The 21920-nt window shown below is 34.4% G+C and carries 17 protein-coding genes; 4 read left to right on the forward strand and 13 right to left on the reverse strand.

Annotated features, from left to right (window positions below):
• Position 1 precedes the first annotated feature (1 nt).
• Positions 2–694, forward strand: a complete 693-nt coding sequence (locus tag H6622_06235) for an ABC transporter ATP-binding protein (GenBank protein MCB9061100.1) — start codon at positions 2–4, stop codon at positions 692–694.
• On the forward strand, positions 675–1856 hold the full coding sequence (locus tag H6622_06240; GenBank protein MCB9061101.1) for a hypothetical protein: 1182 nt from the start codon (positions 675–677) through the stop codon (positions 1854–1856). The genes H6622_06235 and H6622_06240 overlap by 20 nt, the downstream gene beginning before the upstream one ends.
• On the opposite strand, the gene H6622_06245 is transcribed toward H6622_06240, so the two are convergent.
• Positions 1853–2335, reverse strand: a complete 483-nt coding sequence (locus H6622_06245) for a YchJ family protein (protein ID MCB9061102.1) — start codon at positions 2333–2335, stop codon at positions 1853–1855. The two genes, H6622_06240 and H6622_06245, sit on opposite strands and share 4 nt — an antisense overlap.
• An 89-nt stretch (positions 2336–2424) precedes the next feature.
• Here H6622_06245 and H6622_06250 point away from each other — a divergent pair, with 89 nt between their 5' ends.
• A complete protein-coding gene (locus tag H6622_06250) occupies positions 2425–4506 on the forward strand; it encodes a S9 family peptidase (protein ID MCB9061103.1) in 2082 nt (693 codons plus the stop codon).
• Position 4507: 1 nt separating this feature from the next.
• On the opposite strand, the gene H6622_06255 is transcribed toward H6622_06250, so the two are convergent.
• The 3 genes from H6622_06255 to H6622_06265 all read right to left on the reverse strand — a co-directional run bounded on the left by H6622_06255 (position 4508) and on the right by H6622_06265 (position 8632).
• A complete protein-coding gene (locus tag H6622_06255) occupies positions 4508–4720 on the reverse strand; it encodes a hypothetical protein (GenBank protein MCB9061104.1) in 213 nt (70 codons plus the stop codon).
• Between the two features lie 266 nt (positions 4721–4986).
• Positions 4987–7407 carry an Ig-like domain-containing protein gene (locus tag H6622_06260; protein MCB9061105.1) on the reverse strand — a complete coding sequence of 807 codons (2421 nt, stop codon included), beginning with the start codon at positions 7405–7407 and terminating at the stop codon, positions 4987–4989.
• 229 nt (positions 7408–7636) lie between these two features.
• Entirely contained in the window at positions 7637–8632 is a 996-nt protein-coding gene (locus tag H6622_06265; protein MCB9061106.1) for a glycosyltransferase family 9 protein, read from the reverse strand.
• Positions 8633–8691: 59 nt separating this feature from the next.
• On the opposite strand from H6622_06265, the gene H6622_06270 reads away from it, so the two are divergent.
• Positions 8692–10128: a C1 family peptidase gene (locus tag H6622_06270; protein ID MCB9061107.1), complete on the forward strand. Its 1437-nt coding sequence runs from the start codon at positions 8692–8694 to the stop codon at positions 10126–10128.
• Between the two features lie 25 nt (positions 10129–10153).
• On the opposite strand, the gene H6622_06275 is transcribed toward H6622_06270, so the two are convergent.
• From H6622_06275 to H6622_06315, 9 genes are all read right to left on the reverse strand, one after another.
• A complete protein-coding gene (locus tag H6622_06275) occupies positions 10154–11758 on the reverse strand; it encodes a hypothetical protein (protein MCB9061108.1) in 1605 nt (534 codons plus the stop codon).
• 125 nt (positions 11759–11883) lie between these two features.
• Positions 11884–12156, reverse strand: a complete 273-nt coding sequence (locus H6622_06280) for a hypothetical protein (protein ID MCB9061109.1) — start codon at positions 12154–12156, stop codon at positions 11884–11886.
• A gap of 24 nt (positions 12157–12180) precedes the next feature.
• Positions 12181–14451, reverse strand: a complete 2271-nt coding sequence (locus tag H6622_06285) for a carboxy terminal-processing peptidase (protein MCB9061110.1) — start codon at positions 14449–14451, stop codon at positions 12181–12183.
• Positions 14452–14529: 78 nt separating this feature from the next.
• Positions 14530–15720, reverse strand: coding sequence for a tRNA 4-thiouridine(8) synthase ThiI (thiI, locus tag H6622_06290; GenBank protein MCB9061111.1), 1191 nt, complete (start codon positions 15718–15720; stop codon positions 14530–14532).
• Positions 15720–16829 carry an aminotransferase class V-fold PLP-dependent enzyme gene (locus H6622_06295; protein MCB9061112.1) on the reverse strand — a complete coding sequence of 370 codons (1110 nt, stop codon included), beginning with the start codon at positions 16827–16829 and terminating at the stop codon, positions 15720–15722. The genes thiI and H6622_06295 overlap by 1 nt, the downstream gene beginning before the upstream one ends.
• A gap of 179 nt (positions 16830–17008) precedes the next feature.
• Positions 17009–17377 (reverse strand): response regulator, encoded by a 369-nt coding sequence (locus tag H6622_06300; protein ID MCB9061113.1) that lies wholly within the window; start codon positions 17375–17377, stop codon positions 17009–17011.
• Positions 17378–17453: 76 nt separating this feature from the next.
• On the reverse strand, positions 17454–20117 hold the full coding sequence (gene acnA, locus H6622_06305; protein ID MCB9061114.1) for an aconitate hydratase AcnA: 2664 nt from the start codon (positions 20115–20117) through the stop codon (positions 17454–17456).
• A gap of 104 nt (positions 20118–20221) precedes the next feature.
• On the reverse strand, positions 20222–20911 hold the full coding sequence (locus H6622_06310) for a response regulator transcription factor (GenBank protein MCB9061115.1): 690 nt from the start codon (positions 20909–20911) through the stop codon (positions 20222–20224).
• 116 nt (positions 20912–21027) lie between these two features.
• On the reverse strand, positions 21028–21765 hold the full coding sequence (locus tag H6622_06315) for a hypothetical protein (protein ID MCB9061116.1): 738 nt from the start codon (positions 21763–21765) through the stop codon (positions 21028–21030).
• Positions 21766–21920: the final 155 nt, after the last annotated feature.

Below are 21920 nucleotides of genomic sequence, written 5' to 3' on the forward strand. Positions count from 1 at the left end.
TATGAGTATAATATTTGAAATCAAAAATGTTTCGAAAGAATATGGTGATAATGATAATACGCACGTACAAGCTTTAGGTAATATCAATCTTTCCATAGGCAATGGAGAATTTACAGCAATTGTAGGCCCATCTGGTTCGGGAAAGTCAACGTTGCTAAATATAATGAGTGGTCTGGATAATCCAAGTACAGGGGAAGTTATTTTAAAAGGACAACATATCAATCAAATGAGTGGCCATGATCTCTCTCAATTTAGAAGGGATCATATTGGTTTTATTTTCCAATCCTATAATTTAATTCCAGTGCTTACAGTCAAAGAAAATGTAGAATATATTATGACCCTGCAAGGAGTCAGTGAGGTTGAAAAATCACAAAGAGTAAAACAAGTGTTGGAAGAAGTAGGAATTGCAGGCAAAGAGGACCGATTACCTTCTCAACTCTCAGGTGGCCAACAACAGCGGGTTGCTGTGGCCAGAGCAATAGTGGCCCGGCCAGATATTATTTTAGCTGATGAACCAACAGCGAACCTAGATTCAAAGACAGGGGGCGACCTTATTGAAATGATGATGAAACTTAACGAGGAATCTAAAACTACGTTTGTTTTTTCTACACACGATCAAAAAATAATGGACCGAGCAAAGAGATTAATTACTCTTCATGATGGGGTTATACAAAGTGATATTATTCGCTCTTAGTTTATTTATAAGTTTATTTAGTCAATCATCTTTTTCAGTAGAATGGAGAGGTTATTCTATAGGCCAATTCAGTTTATTAACACCAGGAGTAGATTCAACTAATCGATCAATAGGAAGGTACAGTTATCAACATATCAATCGATTTAACTTTTTTAGTGAATGGAATAAATTACAATTTGAGTCCGGTTTTGAGATTAATCAAATTTATCAGTTAACACATTTGGCCTATTTAGCTCAAGATTTTTCAGAAGAAAATGTTCCCTTTAGAATAGATTCTCCAGATACTCGAATCATTAAATATCAAGACGGTAAAGATTCATATTATCTATTCATGCTTCTAGATCGACTTGTATTAAATTATTCTTTTAGTGGCTTTGATTTATCAATTGGAAGACAGCAAATTAGTTTTGGAAGTGCTAAAATAATTAATCCCTCAGATTTTCTGGCCCCTTTTGCTCCTTATGCAATTAATACAGAAGAAAGAAGCGGAGTAGATGCTATTCGTCTTAGGAAAAGTTTAGGAATAAATTCTGAAATAGATATTGGTGTTGTTTTTGGTGAAAACTTGATGAGCGATAAAAGTGCATATTATTTCAAAAGCTTATTTTCCTATAGTGGAATAGAGATAAGACCTATTTTTAGTTATCATTACAACGCTTTTAGCTTTGGATTAGATTTGCTCTCAAATTGGAATGGGGCCAATATTTATTTTGAAAGCTTCATCACAAACCCTGAAACTGAAAAAAGTTATCAGAGATATACTTTAGGTCTTGAGTATCAATTAAACTCAGATCTTTATACAGTTGTAGAGTATCACTATAATGGATCTGGTAGTAAAAATGCAGAAGATTATATAAATATATTAAATCAATTTTCTGTGGTGAAAGCGAATAATTTCTATTTAGCTCAAAATTATGGAAGTTTGATTTTAACCTATCAAGTTTCGGCATTACATGTGATGAGTGTATCCTCTACACAAAACATTGATGATGGATCTAATCTTTTTGCTTTTAACTGGCAAGTGTCACTTTCAGAAGAAATTAATTTAGATGCGGGAATACTTTTTGGTTTAGGAGATAAGCAAAATAAAGATCTTACCTATAAGAGTGAGTTTGGAACATATGGTAATCAGTTCTATCTAAAATATACTGAATATTTCTAACCACAGCACTTTTTAAATTTTTTGCCCGATCCACAGGGACAAGGATCATTTCTACCTACTTTGGGTTGAGATCTTTTGAATGGAGATTTTATTTCTTTGCCATCAATGAAATACCATTTGTCGTCAATTTTTTTAAACTCAGACAGTTCGTGGTGTTGTTGTTCTAGTCCACTTATTTTATAGCGAGCAATAAATTCAACTTGCCCTGTTTCATCTTTTTCCATCCCATCAATAACGTTTAAAATGTCTAGTCCTTGCCATTGCGATTTGCTTGACCAATTTTTAGTTTCTTCACTATCAAACTCATTTTGGGAATTTGGATCAAATGTATTTTTAATATGATCTATTTCACCTTTTACAAACGCTGTATATCGGGATCTCATACAGGCCTCAGCTGTTTTTGCTAATTGAGTGCCGTTAATTATCGGTTCACAACAATTTTGATATTCTTTTTTGCTCCCGCAAGGACAGGTTTCCATATTAGCTTCCTTCTCGATTTACACCACTCCCAATTATGAGTAGAATGATAAACAATTTCATAAATACAATATAAGGTAAGGTTAGCTGGATGAAAATAATAATTTTGAGGATTTTATTTGGAGTCATTTTTATAGCTTCTTGTTCAGATAAAATGAGTTTTGCTCCACCAACAGCACCTAAACACATTCATCAAACTAAAATCCATGGACAAGAATTTATTGATAATTACGCGTGGCTGAAACATACTACAAAAAACCACCCTTCAGAAATTATCGATTATCTTAATGCCGAGAATCATTATACTTCAAAAATGATGGAAAAAACTCTGTCATTAAGGGAACGAATTTTTAGTGAAATGAAATCTCGTTTAAAAGAATCAGATGAAAGCTACCCCTATCAATACAAAGATTATTTTTATTACCATTCAATTTTAGATGGAGAGCAACATCGCTCCTATTACCGAAAAGACAAAAATAACAATATAGAATTAATTCTAGACTACAATAAACTGGCCAAAGGATCACAAGGCTTTAGTGTTAAAAGGCGAGAAATTTCACCCTCTCAAAATCTTGTCGCTTATACCGTAGATTATACGGGTAGCGAAACATATGATCTTTATATCAAAAATATCAAAACCGGAAAAACAATTGAAACAAAACTTAAAAATATTTTTGGTTCTTTTGTTTGGGGAAATGATGACCAAACGATTTATTACTTGAAAGAAGATCACTCAAAACGTCCTTATCAAATTTTTAAATACGATTTAAACACTGGAAATGAAAAACTTATCTATGAAGACAAGGATGAAAAGTATTATGTCTATATTGAAAAATCAATTTTTGAAGACAAGTATTTCATTGGATCTGAAAGCTATTTACAAACTGAATATCATATTATGGATTTGAATGATAATATTTCACTCATCAATCATCGACGCAAGGACCACCGCTATTTTCCTTTTGAGAGTAATGAACAACTTTACATCCTTTCAAATAAGGATGGCGAAAACTTCGCTATTTATACCTGCTCTAAAAAATGTGCAGATGAAAAAGATTGGACCGTGTTAAGAGCACATAATCCAGATCAATATATTGTCAACATCTCGGTCTTTAAAACACATCTGGCCATCATATTCAGAGAAAATGGCCAACAGTACCTAAGTATAAGAAACAAAAAAACTGGTAATGAAAAGATTGTAGAATTTCCAGATGAAATTTATTCAATATCTATGGCCGAAAATCATATCTTTACTGCTTCCAAATTTCGTTTCTACTATGAGTCTCCAATCACCCCTTACTCAGTTATTGATATTGATTTTGAAACATTAGAAAAAACAGTTTTAAAAACCAAAGATGTTCCTCATTATGACAAATCTTTATACCAAGTAAAAAGATTATGGGCCCCCTCTCATGATGGAAAATTAATTCCAATTACAATGGTGGCATTAAAATCCTTGCAACAAAACAGTATGAATTTTCTTAGTCTCTATGGTTATTCATCGTATGGAGCGAATATTGATCCAGGATTTCGGATCTCACTATTTTCATTAGTTGACAGAGAAGTTGTCTCTGCCACTTGCCATGCTAGAGGATCGTCGACATTAGGCATGAATTGGTACATGCAAGGGAAATTACTCAATAAAATAAATACCTTCAAAGATTTCATAAGTTGTGCTGAGTTTTTAATCCAAGAAAAATATAGCTCAAAAAAGAAAATCTCAATTCATGGAGGTTCCGCCGGAGGGTTACTGATTGGTGCTGTTTTAAATATGAGACCAGATCTCTTTTCATCAGCAGTAGCGCAAGTACCTTTTGTCGATTCTCTCAATACAATGCTTGATGATAAACTTCCTCTAACGACCAATGAATATGAAGAGTGGGGAAATCCAAATGATAAAGAGTATTTTAATTATATGAAATCATATGCTCCCTACGAAAATATCAAATCTCAAAATTACCCTCATATTCTGGCAGTTTCAGGTCTCCATGATACAAGAGTCGGTTATTGGGAAGCTGCTAAGTGGGTAGCGAAATTAAGGGAATTCAATACTAGTCCAAACTATATACTTTTAAAAACTGAAATGGAAAAAGGACATGCAGGGGCAGCTGGAAGATACGATTACTTGAAAGAACTTGCCTACATATATGCTTTTATTTTGACATATAAATAGTTTACTTTAATTTATTTTCACACAAATTTACTTCTGTGTTCAAATTATCTTCAAAGTAAAAAAAATCAATTTCGAGAGATTTATCATTCAGGATAATTCTTCTACCACCTTCATTATAAAATGTTGATACTGTGATAGAGACAAATCCTCTGTAACCTTTTTCTAGAGATTCAATCTGATTTTTTTCAAAAATCCAATTGAAGTCATCTTTCAATTCATCTCCACCCAAGGCTTTGACCCTTTGGATGGAGAATTCTTTTTAATGTATGTTAAATTTTTAACAATTTGAGAATGTTTTCTCGTCTCTTTTTGGGCCACTAAATATAAAAATTTCGGATAAACCTGTGCACTTAAACTTTGTATCAATATAAAAAAAAGAAGAATAGATTTAAGACTTCGTATCAGATCACTCCTTTTAGAGACAAACACAGTAAACAAAAATGGATTCATACTGACAAGAATAAATTAATTAAATATTATTTAAAACGGGAAAAGGTTCGATTGAGGAACATTTTGACGCGTTATACTTATAGACTCCCATTCAAAATCTATAATTGCACGTCCCGAGGCCTCGAAATACTCAATAGTGACATCGTATTTTTTACCGGCCTCTAAAGTCACAACTCCCTTATCCCAACGTGGTGAGTGGGTGTTCCATTGATCTATTATTAAATTTCCATCAATAAAAAGTCTAAGTCCATCATCTGAGCGTACATGAAAGGTAATATCTTCAGAAACAGGACTAAGAATTTGTCCTGACCAGCGTACAGAAAAATAATCTCCAACTCCGAGTGGTGCATCCCCTTTATCCCAATTAAAATCAATCTCTGCATCAATTCTTGATCCAACCGATGAGCTGGGATCAAGATAATTTGTCCCACTAAAAAATTCTGCACTTAAACCAAGTCCGGCCTCTGCTAATTGTGAAATGCCTCCGTCTTCTACGTTTAATTTTACTGAATCTTTAAAACCATTTAACACAGCTTCAACATCTACAACTCCGGAGCTAAGTGCATTTAATCTCCCATTGTAAATGCCTTGTGTTTCTATTAAACCAATCGCTGGTTGTAATGAAGACCAACTCACGTTGTCAGTCATCTCATAGGTTCCACCATCTTCAAAAACACCATAGGCCTTCATCTGAAGCTGATCACCAACTGCCAATGTTCCGGAGTTTGGGGTAACGACAATTTGAGTCAGCATAGAATTACTAATCATTATACTACTTATGGCATTGAACCCAGAATAAATAGCGTAAACTTCTTTTTTCACAAAACTGGTATCATTATTGATATTTTGAACATTTCCCAAATTATCAATTGTGGCCAGAGTACTATCTTCCACACTCCAGTTCACTTTTTGTGAAATATCAATCACACTCCCTCCATCAAATGTAGCAAAGGCCGTAAATTTTTTAGAAAGATCTTTCCCTAAAAAGGCAGATGATGGTGAAATACTCAAATTTTGCAAACTTTCATTAGTCATTTGTAAATCTTTTTGAGAACTCTGAGTATTGAAACTTGCACTCAAAGTTATTGTCCCTTCGCCTAAAGAGGTTAACTTTGAATTTTCTAAAGTTGCTAGAGAGTTATCTGAAACATTTATTTCAACCAGTGCAGTAATATCTTGTTGCGTACCATCTTCATATTCCGCAATCACTTTAACATCCATATCAAAACCAACTGGTAACGATGAAGAGCTTGTTTGTATGGACAAGGAACTAACTTGTGATGAATTAATTTTTATCGGTAAGGTTTGAGTTATATTTTTATATTGAGCTGAAACAATAAGGTCCCCACCTTGTATAAATGCTAAATGCTTTCCAGATAGAGTGCCCAGAGTTGAATCACTGATAGATAAATTAGATTGAGCTGTATAATCTTCAGATCTTCCATCTTTAAAGATGGCCATCACCTTAAAATCTACTTCTTCAGAGATATTTGCATTCATCATAAATGGTGAAATTTCTAAATGTGTGGGAAGTTCAGCTACAACGTTGGCCTGTATTGAAGTTGATACGCCTTCAAAGGTTGCTGTAATGGTAGCTTTACCCTCACTTTCTCCAGTATATGTTCCTTGGCCACTAAGAATGGCCAAATCACTTATAGTCGAAGTAAGTCCAGAAGTGATAAGTACTCTTTGTCCATCTTCATAATTGGCAAAAAAATCAACTGTGATAGATTGACCAACTTGTATATCAAACTCTGAAAGGCCTGATTCAATTGAGAGAGTTTGTGGAGCACGTATATTAATTGTTTTAATATCTACTAAACCATTAAATTCTGCATTCAATTGGAGATTTCCCTCTGCAAGCAAAGATAAGACTCCAGATTCAAACAGTGCAATGGTTTGTGAATCTAATGAAATGGGAGCATATGATGAGAAGTCATACCAAATTCCAGAGATTTCCCCTTCAATACCAACTGAAATTGTATCGCCAACAAAAGAAGAATCTTTATTCGAATTGAGACGAATAACTGATGGAAGTGGGCATATTAAATCGACAGTAATATCACTTGAATTAAATGTGCCAGATAAAGTTGAAAGAGAGCAACTCACTGGCCCATTTTGAGATGATATTGAAAGTTCAAAGTTGTCATCTTTTTGAAATTCGTGAGCAAAACTTTTAGACTCTTGCATAGAAAAGGACAGAAATTCTAAACCTGAATTCAAGTTTATGAGGACGTCTCCATATACAATATTTTGTGCATTGATAGATAGCTGAAATTTACTTTGAGAGATTGTGTTTCCACCAGTGTTATTTGCTAGTTCATCTAACTCATTTTTAATATCAACAGGTACAGAAGGAATATCAATAACTGGTGCAGAAGCTCCTCCTCCTCCACCTTTACAGGAAACGAATAGAAGAAGGATGAATATGTGTAAGTTAAATATTTTCATTGTACCAACGTGCTGTTTTTCTACATTATAAAGGAGCTCAAGATTTGGCCAAAATCATGGCCAAGGAGACTGATGAAATTTAGTAATTTCAATAGATTAGAAATAATTTTTTTACAACTGACTCAAAGTATATTGCCACACAGACGAGGCAGAAAGTAGTCATCGATGTAAAAACAGGTGCCTATAAGCTGAAGTTTTCTAGTTGATTAAGATTGCAGTTTTGCAGAGTTTAATTACTGATCTCTCTCAATACTGATTCAGGTAATATATCAACCATACATTTTTGATAAATAGCTTGAGAACATCGTCCACGTCCATCTTTTGAACATGGCCTGCATATAAGCTCTACGTCCATAACTTTTATATTATCATTTGTCGGAAAACCAAAGGCCGTGGGCCCAATAAGTGCGATACCCTTAATACCACATAGATCTGCAACATGCATAATACCGGTGTCAGCGGACACCAACATTTTTGCTCCAATTGCAATGAGACAACTTTCAAAAAGTGTAGTTTTACCTGCTAAATTTATCACCCGATTTTGATCTAAAACAAGATCTTCTATGAAAGTGTCATTTGGTCCACCGATTAAAACAATAGTTACAGAAGAGTTGTGGATTATTTGAGCAATGAGTTGCTTCCAATGCTCTGCTGGCCATCTTTTCATTTCCCAAGCTGCTGAAGGTGCAAGAACAATGTATGTGCCTTTTTTCAATTCTTGAAATTTTGCTTTTAAAAACTGATCACTTTGTTTGGATAGGTCCCAAATCTCATAGCTCCCACTAATCGGAAGATGATCCGATAATGGTTTAAGATAGGAAAGAGCTCCTTTGTAGGGCCAGGGAAATAAATTTTTACCAAATTTAAATAACAGAATTCGCTTTAATCTGTCTTTAGTTCTTGTAATAAGTTTAGTTTGTGAAAAGAAACATAGAGTTGTTTTTAATATTTTAGAACGGATATTACAATGAGCATCATATACTAGGTCATAATGTTCTTTTCTTAAATTAATCGCCAGTTTAAGCAGTCCAAGTATCCCATTTTTTTTGTCAAACAAAACAACCTTATCAATTTTGGGATTATTTTCTAAAAGATAAGCAAATTCATTTTTGGTAATCCAGTGAATCTGGCAATTTTCATAAGTATTTTTCAAAAAAGGGAGGACATAAGTGCCCTGCACAATGTCTCCAAAACTAGAAAAGCGAATGATGAGTATTTTCTTCATGGTTTAACTGCTTTATGATTAAGAAGTTCCTATCATAGAAAACTTAGGAGAACCTGTATATGAATTCTTGCTTAATCATCCTTCTTTCCCTGTTAAGTATTTCACTGAGAGCAGGAACTTTAGGGCCCATTAAACAAAAAAATGAAACTGTCACTCCAGAAGGTCTGCTTATTTTAAATGCAATTCGCAAAGATGCTGGTATGAGCGAATGGGTGTCAGAAAATGAAGTCGAAAAAATTATTGAACATGCTCCACAATATGAAAATTATGAAGAAGAAGTTGAAATTAAAAAAGAAGTTAAAACTAAAAACAAAACACAGGGAGAAAGTGCAGTTGAGAGGTTGAAGAGATTAAATCGTGAAAAAATTCAGCAATTGCAATCAAAAGATGAAAATAATTCTGTGCCACAGATGGAAAAGCTTGATCTAAAAAATATGTCCATGAAAGATCTTAAGATTCACAACCGAAAACAACTAAAACAATGGAAAAACCAAGTTCAAAAAACTTATGCTAAATGGAAGGCCGCGAGGCAGGAGTATCTGGATAAAATTGCTGATTATGTTGATGGTCTGGTACCAGAAGATACTTTTGCAAATGAAAAAACTACAGAAAACGCTCAAAAAACTTTTGAAGAAAGTAAGAAAAAACTACAAAGTTTTTTGAATGATCAAAACTCATACACAGTCTCTGTTGAAAAAATAAAATCTAAAGTTCAAAAGAAAAAACTAGTCAAAGAAGGAAGTACAGAAAAAGTAAAAGTTAAACAGACTAACCCTAAAAATTTTAAAATAATTGATTCTGCTTTTAATGTTCCCATCAGAAATCAAGGTCGACGTCCGACGTGTGCTTCTTTTGCAGCTGTACGTGCAATTGAAATTTTGATGGCCCAAAATGGAAAACAGGCAGATTTGTCTGAACAATATTTTTATTGGGCGTCAAAGCCTGAATGTCAATCAAGGAAATGTAATAGCTACGGATCTTGGGTCGTTAGTGGTTTTAAACATTCTCAAAATTCTCCAGGATTAGATATCCCAACGGAAAGTTCCTGCAGTTATAATATTTTTCCGAAGGAAGGTAATCAAACTCAAATTCCTCTGGAAAATGGTTGCCGTGATCAAGGGATTGTTAAAGTTGTAGATTACTCATATGCAAAAACTATGTCTCAAGTACTAGATGCACTCAACAAAAATAAACCCGTCATTGGAGGGATGAAACTTACTCCACAATTTTACGATAACGATGGAATTGTTGGCATTCATAAGAATTCTGATCGTGTTAATTTAGATAATCATGCAGCTGGGCATGCAATGCTAATTGTTGGACATATGTCGCTTCCTTCATCTATGCATTCAACTGAGGGAAACTATTGCTTAATGATTGCCAATTCATGGGGATCAGGATGGGGTAAGGGAGGACATGCTTGTGTTACTGAAAACTGGCTAAAAGCAAATAAGCTGCGAAATGATTTTGTCATCGTTGAAAAGATACGAATTTAACTAAGGAATATTTTTCAGAAAGAAATCATTTAGAATTTAGTTCAATAAGTTTAAGTCCGGTAGGTCCTAATAAAGTATTTTCACAGGTATGGGGGTAAGTAAATGGTAATTGAATAACTGGCCCGTCATAATAATTATAATCTGAATCCAATTGAGTTTCTAACACAAATGTAGTTCCATCAATTGAATGAATTTGTTGTATTTTATTTCCTGTTATAGTTGATGCATAAGAAAAAAAATGTGGAAAATGGTCGTCGCCAATATATGACCAATTTCCACTCTTATCAATTGTTAGTTTTATCTCTGGAAGTTCATTTCTGGTGTGTATATATTGACCCTCCAAAGATATTTCCTTGAATGGGTTAGTTTTGATTTCAGAATTTTTTCCATTAATTTTTAAAATTTTTAATGGAATGACTTGATCTTCGAGTGAATAAACTTCCATTGTGATATTTTTACCAACTAAAAACTTAAGACCCTTATTAAAAGTGAAAAGTGGATAGTGATGTCCATTTGGTAGATCTAAATAATACACAAACGGAGTAGGTTGTGAAATGATTATCTGATTAAGGACAGGATCAAATCTAATATTGTCAAATCTATCTTGCTCATAGTTTTCATTTTTTCTTTCAAATCTCAACACTCCAGTCGCGATAAACTTGGTAGGTCTCTTCGTTACAATTTTTTCTAAAAATAATTTTGATTCTCCGGCCAGTTCTAAAGTTCTACCACGAACTGTTATCTCCTTTCCATGAAAATATGCTTTGGATGAATTTCTCAATGTTACATTGATAGAGTAAGTCCTTGGTATATCTCCTATCGTTTTAAATATTGTACTCTCAGGGAAAAAGTATACTCTTCCTTGTAATTCCTTTAACTCAGATAATTTGTATTGATAAGTTACAATTTTTTGAACATCATAGCTTTCATATTCAGCTTGCCCCTGATTTTTAATTGCGAGGACATCTAGAGTAACAGGTTCTGAAATACTGCTCATATTGATCAAATATTCGTACAGGTGAGGAGGGAAGTCTTTCATGTCGAGATAGTATAATCTTTTATTTTCAGTTGTTTTATCGATAATATAATAAATTTCATCTACAATTCCTGTTTCAACCAATGGAAGAATTTCTCCATGTACTGTAATTATATTTTTGCCTACTTTTCTAAGGGGAAAATCAAGTGGGTTTCTCTTATTCAATTTTGATTTTTTTACAATAAATGGATTCCCCTCTTTTGTGAAAAGTGTTTCGTAGAAAGAACTCGACACTTGCTCATCGGATTGAATCGGTGAAAATAGGTCATTTTTGATATATTCAGGCAGAGACAAATTATTATTAAAGTACGCAACTTTGCCTATGAGTTGATCTTCAAAAAAAGCGGCAAATTCTATATTTAGATTCATTTTTTGAGCAAAAAATCCAAACTTTTTAAAAGAATCACTTTGCCCTTCAAAATTAAAAAAATAGACTTGATTGTTCTCATCATGAAATTTGAAAATCCATTGCTGCTTATTCTCGAAATGCTCATCTTCTGGCCAAATATGTTCTTCAAAAGTACCTTTAAAAACTTTAAATTCTTTTGCAAATAGATTCGTAAAAAGACTGATAAATAGAACTATCTTGAGCATTCCTCCCCCCAATTTTTTCAAGTTTTTCTAACATGGATTTAACTCAATTACTAGGACTGGAAGACAAGACAGGCCTTAAAATTTAGACAATATTGTTCATATTTACTCTTAGCTATACAATATATTTATTTGTCCAAACTCTTTATGTAGATGACAAGATCATCAATTTTCATTCGAAGTTGATCACATTTACTTTTCCATTCGCTGTTTTTCAGATTTGGATCAACATTGAAAATGAGAGTTCCAAGCTCTCTAGAAAGATCATTCAGATTTCTCAGAAGTCTTACTGCCTCTTGTTGATCTTCCATTTCTTCAAGGATGGCCATGATTTCATCATTGTCGGCGGTATCAATCATCTCTCCACCGACTTGAATTTTATCGTACTTTTTATCACTCATCTGTACTCTCTCCACTACAACAAATTATGAAAGCATATCATGAATTATAAATAAGGCCTCTTCTAAGATGGCATCTTTTTGCAGACCCTCAACCCACTCTTTTCTTCTCTGATCAAATTCTTCTTTCCAAGCTTTTTTATCAACTTTTTTAGGAGTCGGATTATTTCTCATAAGAGAATCTTCGTAGTCAGATACTGTTATATCTTCACTCGGATCAGTTTTTTTGAAGGTTTCATTGATTTTCTTATTTTCTTCAATCTCTTTTTTTAATTTATCTATATTCAGTGTTGAAACAGTTTCATCTCTTTTCTTTTTGAGATAAGTTACACTTTCAGCAATTTTTTGAAGCTTTTTGTTATCTTTGGTTCTTACTTCACTTTTTTTCCTCAAATCATCAATATTATATTTTTGGTTCTTCCAGATTTCAAAAGTCTGTCCAGGAACTTCATCCCATGGCAAAGCGTTGTCCAAATCCTGTTCCCGACTCTCTGTATATCCATAGGAATCGGGTAAAATAACGTCGGGAGTAACACCTTTAAACTGAGTCGAAGCTCCAGTTATCCTGTAATATTTTTGAACTGTTATCTTCAATGAACCTAAATTATCCACAGACATATTCATAAAAGGATTTGTTCCTACTTCATAAATTCCTTGAACTGTTCCTTTTCCATGTGTAAATTCTCCACCAACGATAATGGCCCTTTTATAATCTTGTAAAGCGCCGGCCAAAATTTCAGAGGCCGAAGCTGAAAATCTATTTACGAGTACTACGAGTGGTCCTTCATACTCAATTCCAGGATCTGAATCTTTCAACACTTGCATGTAACCATTAAAGTTTTTTACCTGAACGACAGGTCCCTCTTTAATAAAAAGTCCAGTTATCATTTGAGCATCGGGAAGAGAACCTCCTCCGTTGTTTCTTAAATCAAGAATAATCCCTTTTACTTTTTTACTTTTTAAAGTTCTGAGCTCTTTTCTCACATCCTCAGTTGCATTAGGGTCGTAGGGATTTCGGAAATTTCGGTAAAATTTTGGAAGATAAATATATCCTATTTTATCACCTGTTTTACTATGAGTAATAATTGAAGATTTTGCAAAAGACTCACCAATTTGAACTCGGTCTCTTAGAATTCTAATAATTTTTCTGGTACCATCTGCTTTTTTAACAGTTAATCTAACTATTGTTCCTTTTTTTCCTCTAATATATCTAACAGCATCATCAACGCGCATATCCTCTAAATCAACGTCCTCGCCACCTTTTTCTCCCTGTCCCACCCTTAGGATGATATCATCAACCTCTAGTTCTTTTTGCTTCCAAGCTGCTCCACCTGGGACAATTTGAACAACCTTAATATAAGATCCATCTTCGCTTAAAACAGCTCCAATTCCCTCAAGTGAACCAGTAATCTCAATATTAAAATCTTCTTTCTTTTTTGGTGGCATATAGTTTGTGTGAGGATCATAAATTTCAGTGATTGCATTGTAGAACTTCTCTGCATGATCTTCGAAACGATCTTTTAACATCCTATCAAAAAATCTTTTGTATTTCTTTCTCACTGATTCGCGGGCCTTAGTGAGTAGATCATTTTCACTTAGGCCAATCAGAGAACCATTTTCTTTATTTTTTAAGTCTGGGCCTGGTTTTTCTTCTTCCTTTTGTTTTGGAATCGTGGTCACTTTGCCCTTATCAACACTAATATTCTTTTGTTTTAAGGTCTCATTTTTTTTATCTTTCTTAGTCGTTTTGTTTTCTTTTGACTGATCTACTTCTTCTTTTTGATCTTCTAAAAGTGTTATGTATCTGTTTAAGGTCGCTTGCTTTAATGCTTTTCTCCAGTATTCTTTCAGTTCTTTTGAATTGTCAAAGTACTTTCGTTTGTCTGGATCATGCTCTAATGTCTCATCTTTTTTAAAATCAAACTTTTGATTTTTAAATAATTCGATTTCATATTTACGAACCTCAGCAACTCTATTTGCAAGAATATCAATCGATTTTTTTACGATCTTAAGATCTCCACTTTTGAGCATATCATCCATTTCAAGCTCATATTGTCTTAGCTTTTCAATATCACTCTTAATTAGAAACTGTTTTCCGTAATCAAGCTTTTCAATATATTGATTAAATGCCTTCTTTGAAAGATCATCATCTACCTTCATTAATCTAAAATGCTTTTGTTCAAGGTTATATTTAAGCTCTTGACCAATGATACTATTGATCTGTTTATCTGCAGGATCAAAACCAAAGGCGACAAGGGGAACCAGTAAAGCATTAATAAGGGTATGTTTGAATTTCATTCTCTCTCCAGCGTGACTCTAGTATTTATAAACGTTTATCATCGAAGAGCAAAGACTTAACGTGACGAGCTAGTTAATTTAGTCCGTTAAAATATTTCCTACGACATCGATAGAAATCTTTTCGGCCGCATCAATGGCCTCCTTAACTAAAACACTAAAATCATATTCATCAGCAAAATCTTCCCAATATTTATGATCTGGAGAGATGATGGGGTTTTTGGGGGCGAACAACGCACATGCGTCATCATGGGGAATCAGAGAAATTTTATGTGTTCCATAACGTCTAGAGAGACTAATAATCTCAGACTTATTTAATCCAATAAGTGGCCTAAAAATCGGCAAGTCACTGGCCATATCCATTAAGGTAAGATTTCCCATTGTTTGGCTAGAAACTTGTCCTAAGTTATCCCCTGTAAGTAGGGCCTGGCATCTCTTTATTTTGGCAACCTTATTGCTGATTATCACCATCAATTTTCGAAAAAGCATCGTGCGATAAGAAGCTCTGGCCGTTTCTGAAATCTTCTTTTGGATATCTCCAAACGGTATAATATATAAATTGCTTGAAGATTGATATTTTCCAATCTGAGAGCAAATATCAATAATTTTTTCTCTCACCTCATCTCCGACATAGGGGTAAGCATAGAAAAAAATATAATCTTGAGCGCAGCCTCTTTTAGACATCATGACACTCGCAACTGGAGAATCAAGCCCTCCTGAAATTAAAGTTAAAATTTTTCCACTTGTACCTACGGGCAATCCACCAATTCCTTGATACTTTTCACAGGTCATAAATGCCCCTTCATCTAATATAAAGATATTCACTCTGACTTCAGGTTTATGGACATCAACACTTGTATCTGGAACACTTTTTAGGAGATGATGACCAACATAACGAGATAATTCCATACTATCCATTTCAAAATTTTTATTTGAACGTTTTGTCTCAACTTTAAATGTTGTTGGAGTCTTGACACTTTTGAAGAGCTCAATCGCGGCCTGGACAATTTCATCTTTATCCAGAGGGGTTTTGAGTGCCGGTTGTACACTTGAAATCCCAGGTATCTGAGTGATACATTCTATTTCCTCGCGAGAAATCTGAGCATTAATTGACAGAATGAATCTTTGGTTTAGTTTTTTTACTATCGTCTCACCGTCAAAAAGACCTCTACATTTTTTTGCCAAATGATTTCTAAGAGCTGTAAAATACAATCCCCTATTTCTTCCCTTTAACCATAATTCGTCAATATTAACAACTAACCAGCTTTTCATTAATTTCTCTTTTGTGCTAAATTTTTTAGTTCACAATATATTTGATTAAGTTCACTTATAAATGTTTCAACTTCCTGAGTTGTCGTTTGATGTGATAATGAAACTCTTAAAACATTTTTGTGAAACTTAGATTCAATCTTATAAAAATGAAAAATTTCATTATCACCCTTTATTCTGGAAGAACAGGCAGAAGTAGAGGAGACAAATATTTCCTTTTGCTCTAAGTGACGAAGAAGTAAATCGCTGCTTACCATTGGTAAAATTAACATCAATATAAAAGGTGAAGTCTCTTCTAGCTTATAGGGAAAGATGGCCTGCTGGATATTTTCTCTCATGAGAGAATTTAACTCTGTGATTCGGTTAAAATGTTTTGCATACAAGTTTTTGGCCACGTCACAAGTTTTAGAAAAAGAAAAAATAAGGGGAGCATTTATGGTTGAAGAACGTAGTCCATTTTCCTGCCCTCCTCCATAAATGAAGGGGTGAAATTTATCAGGATTTTTTAACCATAAAGATGAAATCCCTTTAGGGGCCCCTATTTTATGGCCACTCACGCATAGAGAATCTATATTCATTTTTCTTAGATTAATATCATATTTGCAAAATGATTGGACTGCATCCACGTGAATATGGCAATGTGGCAACTTATCCTTAATACCTTTAGAAATCTGCTCAATATTGTAGAGATAACCTGATTGTCCATCAACATGACAAATCGTAAAAATATCAGGCCCTTTTTCGACAACGGAATTTATGATTTCTTGATGGTTTGACCATGAAACAATTTCAATAAGCTCATCAAACCAATGTCGTGCAGCTTTGAGAGTGCCTGGATGATCTCCTCTAAGAATGCAAGCTTTTGAGAGGTGTTTTTGTGAAAAAATAAAGTTATTAGATTCAGTGGCAGAAGAAGTGAAAATTATTTCACCTTGTCCTGCTGATATTGTTTTTTTGAATTGATTTCTAACTGTGTCACATTTTTTTAGAAGATTTTTTCCAAGGCAATGTTTGGCGGCCGGATTTGCAAAATCTAGATTAAGAGACTTACAATATATTTCAAGGGCCTCTGGCAAAATTGGTGTAGCAGCAGCATGGTCTAAATAGATCATTTCGTATCCTAAAATTGATTGGACATACTGCAATATTATACTTTTATTGTCAAATTCTCATTGATCAAGATAAATATTATTTAATAAAGGAGAGCTAGAGATCGTCTTCAAATCCATCAAGAAGAGCTTCCAAATCATCATCGTCATCATTTTCTTCTGTTAATGAATTTTGGTTTTCTTCAGATGTAAAAAATTTTGTTTGCTGTAGATAATAATTCATCCATGTTAAAAGGTTTTGTAAGAATACCTGCAACTTTAATTTTGTTTCTCTCAACAAAATTTTCATCTACTTTTCCGCTAATTAAAACGATGGGTAAATTTGGATTAAGTTGGTTTTCATCACTTTTAATAAACTGCAAAATCGGTGTTGAGGGACCTTCTTCTAAAAATATGTCCAGAAATATTCCATCAAACTTTTCTTGTTTCAAAAGTTCAATACAATCATCTGCTCTATCTGCAAGAAGTGCTCTATGCCCGCCTTCTTCTAAAGCCTCTTTCACGAGTTCAAGTATATCAATAGTGTCATCAACAATTAAAATATTGGCCATGTTTGATTTTATGTTTTTATAGTTTTAAGGTAAAGAGAAATAAGATACCGGCAAAAACCGGTATCTTATATTAATGCTATTTTAAATTTCTCAGAACGTAATGAAGAATTCCTCCATTTTTGAAATAATTCAGCTCATCTTCCGTATCTAATCTAGACAACAGTTCTACAGATTGAGTTTGTCCGTTGCTGTTTTTAATTGTGAGTTCAAATTTCATTTTTGGGGCCAACTCTCCAACTTGCTTTAGAGAGAGTATCTCTTCACCTTTTAAAGCTAAAGTTTTTCTATCCACTCCATTAGGAAATTGAAGTGGTAATATACCCATTCCAATAAGATTTGAGCGGTGAATTCTTTCAAAAGACTCACAGATAACTGCTTTTACCCCTTGCAAGCGAGTCCCTTTGGCGGCCCAATCTCTTGAAGATCCTGTTCCGTATTCTTTACCCGCAATCACAATAAGAGGAGTACCATCTGCAATATATTTCATCGCAGCGTCATAAATAGACAATGTCTCTCCATTTGGGATGTACTTGGTATATCCCCCTTCAACACCAGGAACCATTTCATTTTTAATACGAATATTTGCAAATGTTCCTCTCATCATAACTTCGTGATTACCTCGACGAGAGCCATAAGAGTTAAAATCTTCAGGAGTCACATTTCTCTCTGTAAGATACTTTCCAGCAGGGCCATTTTTGGCAATCGAACCAGCTGGTGAAATGTGATCAGTTGTAACAGAGTCACCTAAGAGGGCCAAAATGCGTGCATCTTTAACTTCAAAACTGGATCTTGCACCTTCTGTGATATCATCAAAAAATGTCGGGTTTTGGATGTAAGTCGATTTTTCATCCCATTTGTAGCTGTCACCTGTAGGAGCTGCAATCTCTTTCCACAATTTGTCCCCATCAAAAACGTTTGAGTAACGTTTTTTATACATTTCTGAATTAAGATGTTTGTGAATGACTTCTTCTATTTCAGCATTTGATGGCCAAATATCTTTCATAAAAACATCATTTCCGTTTTTATCCTTTCCAAGGGCCTGTTTGTTGAGATCAACCAGCATGCTACCTGCAAGAGCATAAGTGACAACAAGTGGAGGAGAGGCCAGGTAATTTGCTTTTACATCTGGCGAAATTCTTCCTTCAAAGTTTCTGTTTCCAGAAAGAACTGCAGTCGCCACCAGGTTATTTCCATTTATACTTTTTGAAATTGGAGTTGGTAGTGGGCCAGTGTTACCGATGCAAGTAGTGCACCCATAACCAACCAAGTTAAATCCAATTTTGTCTAAATATTCTTGTAGACCAGATTCTACGAGATAATCAGTTACAACTTGCGAGCCGGGAGCTAGAGACGTTTTAACCCAAGGTTTTGATGTAAGACCTTTCTCGACGGCCTTTTTAGCGACAAGACCAGCTGCAATAAGTACGCTTGGATTAGAAGTGTTTGTACAAGAAGTTATTGCGGCCACGACAACATCACCATGTGAAATCTTGTAATTTTCTCCCTCAACATCATATTCTTTTGTAAGATCATTTCCATTAACTTTAAAAACACTATCCATCGTCTGTTTAAAAGCACTTACAGAATCTGTTAGTTCTATTTTATCTTGCGGACGTTTTGGCCCGGAAATACAAGGATTGATTGTAGACAGATCTAACTCAACAATGCTTGAAAAAACAGGGTCTGGATCATTTTCATAGGCCCATAGACCTTGTTTTTTAGCATAGGCTTCAACCAGTGCAACTGTTTGGTCATCACGGCCAGAGAATTTTAGATAATCAATAGTTTTCTCATCAATTGGAAAGAACCCACAGGTTGCACCATATTCAGGGGCCATATTGGCCAGAGTTGCTCTGTCGGCCAGAGATAAATCTCGCATACCTGGCCCATAAAATTCGACAAATTTTCCAACCACTCCATGTTCTCTTAACTTTTGGACAACATTGAGAACTAGATCAGTTGCAGTCATTCCTTCTTTGAGTCGGCCATTGAGTTTAAAACCAACAACTTCAGGTATGAGCATTGTTACAGATTGCCCTAGCATTGCGGCCTCAGCTTCAATACCGCCAACTCCCCATCCAAGGACTGATAAACCATTGATCATGGTTGTATGACTATCAGTTCCAACAAGGGTATCTGGATAGGCCATAGTTTTTCCATCAACTTCACTTGTCCAAACTACGTTTGCGAGGTATTCTAAATTGACTTGGTGAATAATTCCCGTACCAGGAGGAACAACTCTAAAGTTTTTGAAAGCTTGTTGCCCCCACTTTAGAAAATTATATCTCTCTTCATTTCTTTGGTATTCTATTGCGACGTTTTTCTCAAATGCATCTTTTGTTCCGAAGTGTTCAACTTGAACAGAATGGTCGATAACTAAATCAACTGGAGTCTGTGGATTAATCTTCTTGGCCTCGCCCCCTATTTTAACAATCGCCTCTCTCATGGCAGCAAGATCAACTACGGCCGGAACCCCTGTGAAGTCCTGCATTAATACTCTGGCCGGATAATATGAAATTTCGTGATCAGACTTTTTTGTCTTGGCCCATTCGTTAATGGCCAGAACGTCGTCCCAAGTCACGCTCGTTCCATTTTCTTTTCTCAGTAAGTTTTCGGCCAATACCTTTAAACTTTTTGGTAGTTTATCAAGGTCACTTGCACCGGCCTTTTGTGCCTCTTTAAGGTCATAGTACTGATAATCTTTACCGTTAACAGTTAATGTTCTTTTTACGTCGGCCATTTCTCACCTCATTGTTCTGAATAAATTTTGAATGAGGCATTATACTTTAAGATTTGTGAAGTTACTAGACTACTTGCAAACTAGAGAGAAAGATACCAATAAAATTAATAATGAACTCTGTCAGAAAGTAGGCTCCATTTCCCTCCGCCCTCTGAGCGAATGAGGTAACCATATGGATGAAGTTTACGCCTTAAATTATATAAATGTACATCAACTGTCTTAGGATGAACAGTTGTGTCACCCCAAACTTTTGTGAGTATATCGCTCCTATTGATCATTCTGGCCGGAGCAGAAAGAAATAAAGAGAGCATTTGGATTTGTTTAGACGTGAGGTTTTCTATTTTTTGCCCATCAAGAGTAAGTGTTCGGGGGCCAGCATCTATGATTGGTCTATTTTTTCCACTTAGGATATTTTCAATTTTTACCAATATCTCATTTTTTTTGAAGGGTTTGGTGAGGTAATCTAGTGCTCCTTCTGTGAAACAAAATCTCAAAGCATCGATATCGTCAATAGATGAAACAATTATAAAAGGTATACCAAGGATGGCCTCTGATTTGGCCTCTGTTAAATAGTTTATAAAATTTCCATCTTTCAATAGTAAATCGGCAATGACAAGTTCAGGGGGCTTAATTTCATCATTTTCAACTTTTGAGATTTGACTGGAAAATTCTTCTACTGTGTCAAAAAATGTAATCTCATAGCGAATAGACAGTATCTTTTCGTATACAAATCGACATTCGTCTTCATCCTCAAGGATCCATACATTTTGATGGTTAGCTAATTTGCGATCCATTCAGATCTCCAGTCATAAATTGTTTTAGTCTTTCATTATAGGTAAAAATTCATACTTTTACTACATGATTTAGACTTATGAACCTTAGGTCCTTTTAAAAATTAGATAGTTAAACGTTATTTTATAAGAATTTTCTTAGGCCAGTCATTTGCGTTAAGTTCTAATCCATTTTGTTTAAGTGCTATTTTCGCAACCTCTAAAGCATTTTGAATATCTTGATTCATTATACAATGGTCACTCAAATTTTCATCTGAATCAAAACAGATTGCTACACTATTTTCCTGTCTCTTAACAGTCATTTTTGTCTGGCCTAAGTGTCCTTTAACAAATTCTGTCAGTTGAGGACTATATAAACCATAGAGGACTACTAAGAGCTTGTGCATTGGTAGGTCGAGGACTAGTGTGTTTAGATCTTCATCGATTTCAAATCGGATATGCTTAAAACCTTCCCAGTGATCGACATGTATAACAGAGATGACCTTATCATGAACAGTTCTAAAATTATGTCTTTCATGATGATCATCAGAAGGTCGAATATAGTTTCTGGTGTCGATTATGACTTGTTCCATTTTTTGGATAGAAGTCTTCATTCTTTCAATATATTCCATGTCTTCAGTGCCCTTAAGTATGTCTTCTAACTCCTCTGAAATAAATTTAAGAACATGTACAGGACCAGCCATATCGTGAACCATTAAAGTTGAAACTTGTCCTAGATCAGCAAGTTTTTCATCGAAATTTCTTTTTTCAAATTTACTTACTTCCTGACTAGAAAGCTCCGAATTATTAATTTTCCTTAAAAATAAAATTATCAACACAATATTTATTACAACAGACAAACCCAATAACCAGGCCATATTTTCATCCTTTAAATACTTCCATCTACATTTTATGCTAGAAAAAGTGGCGAACGCAAATTTTTATATTCAAAAAAAGCAAAGAGTTAACCTTTTGATAATATTAAGAATAACACAAGCTGAAAAAAATTAAATATTAAAAATCATTGGCCGAT

This window comes from Halobacteriovoraceae bacterium, assembly GCA_020635115.1.
GTDB lineage: Bacteria > Bdellovibrionota > Bacteriovoracia > Bacteriovoracales > Bacteriovoracaceae > JACKAK01.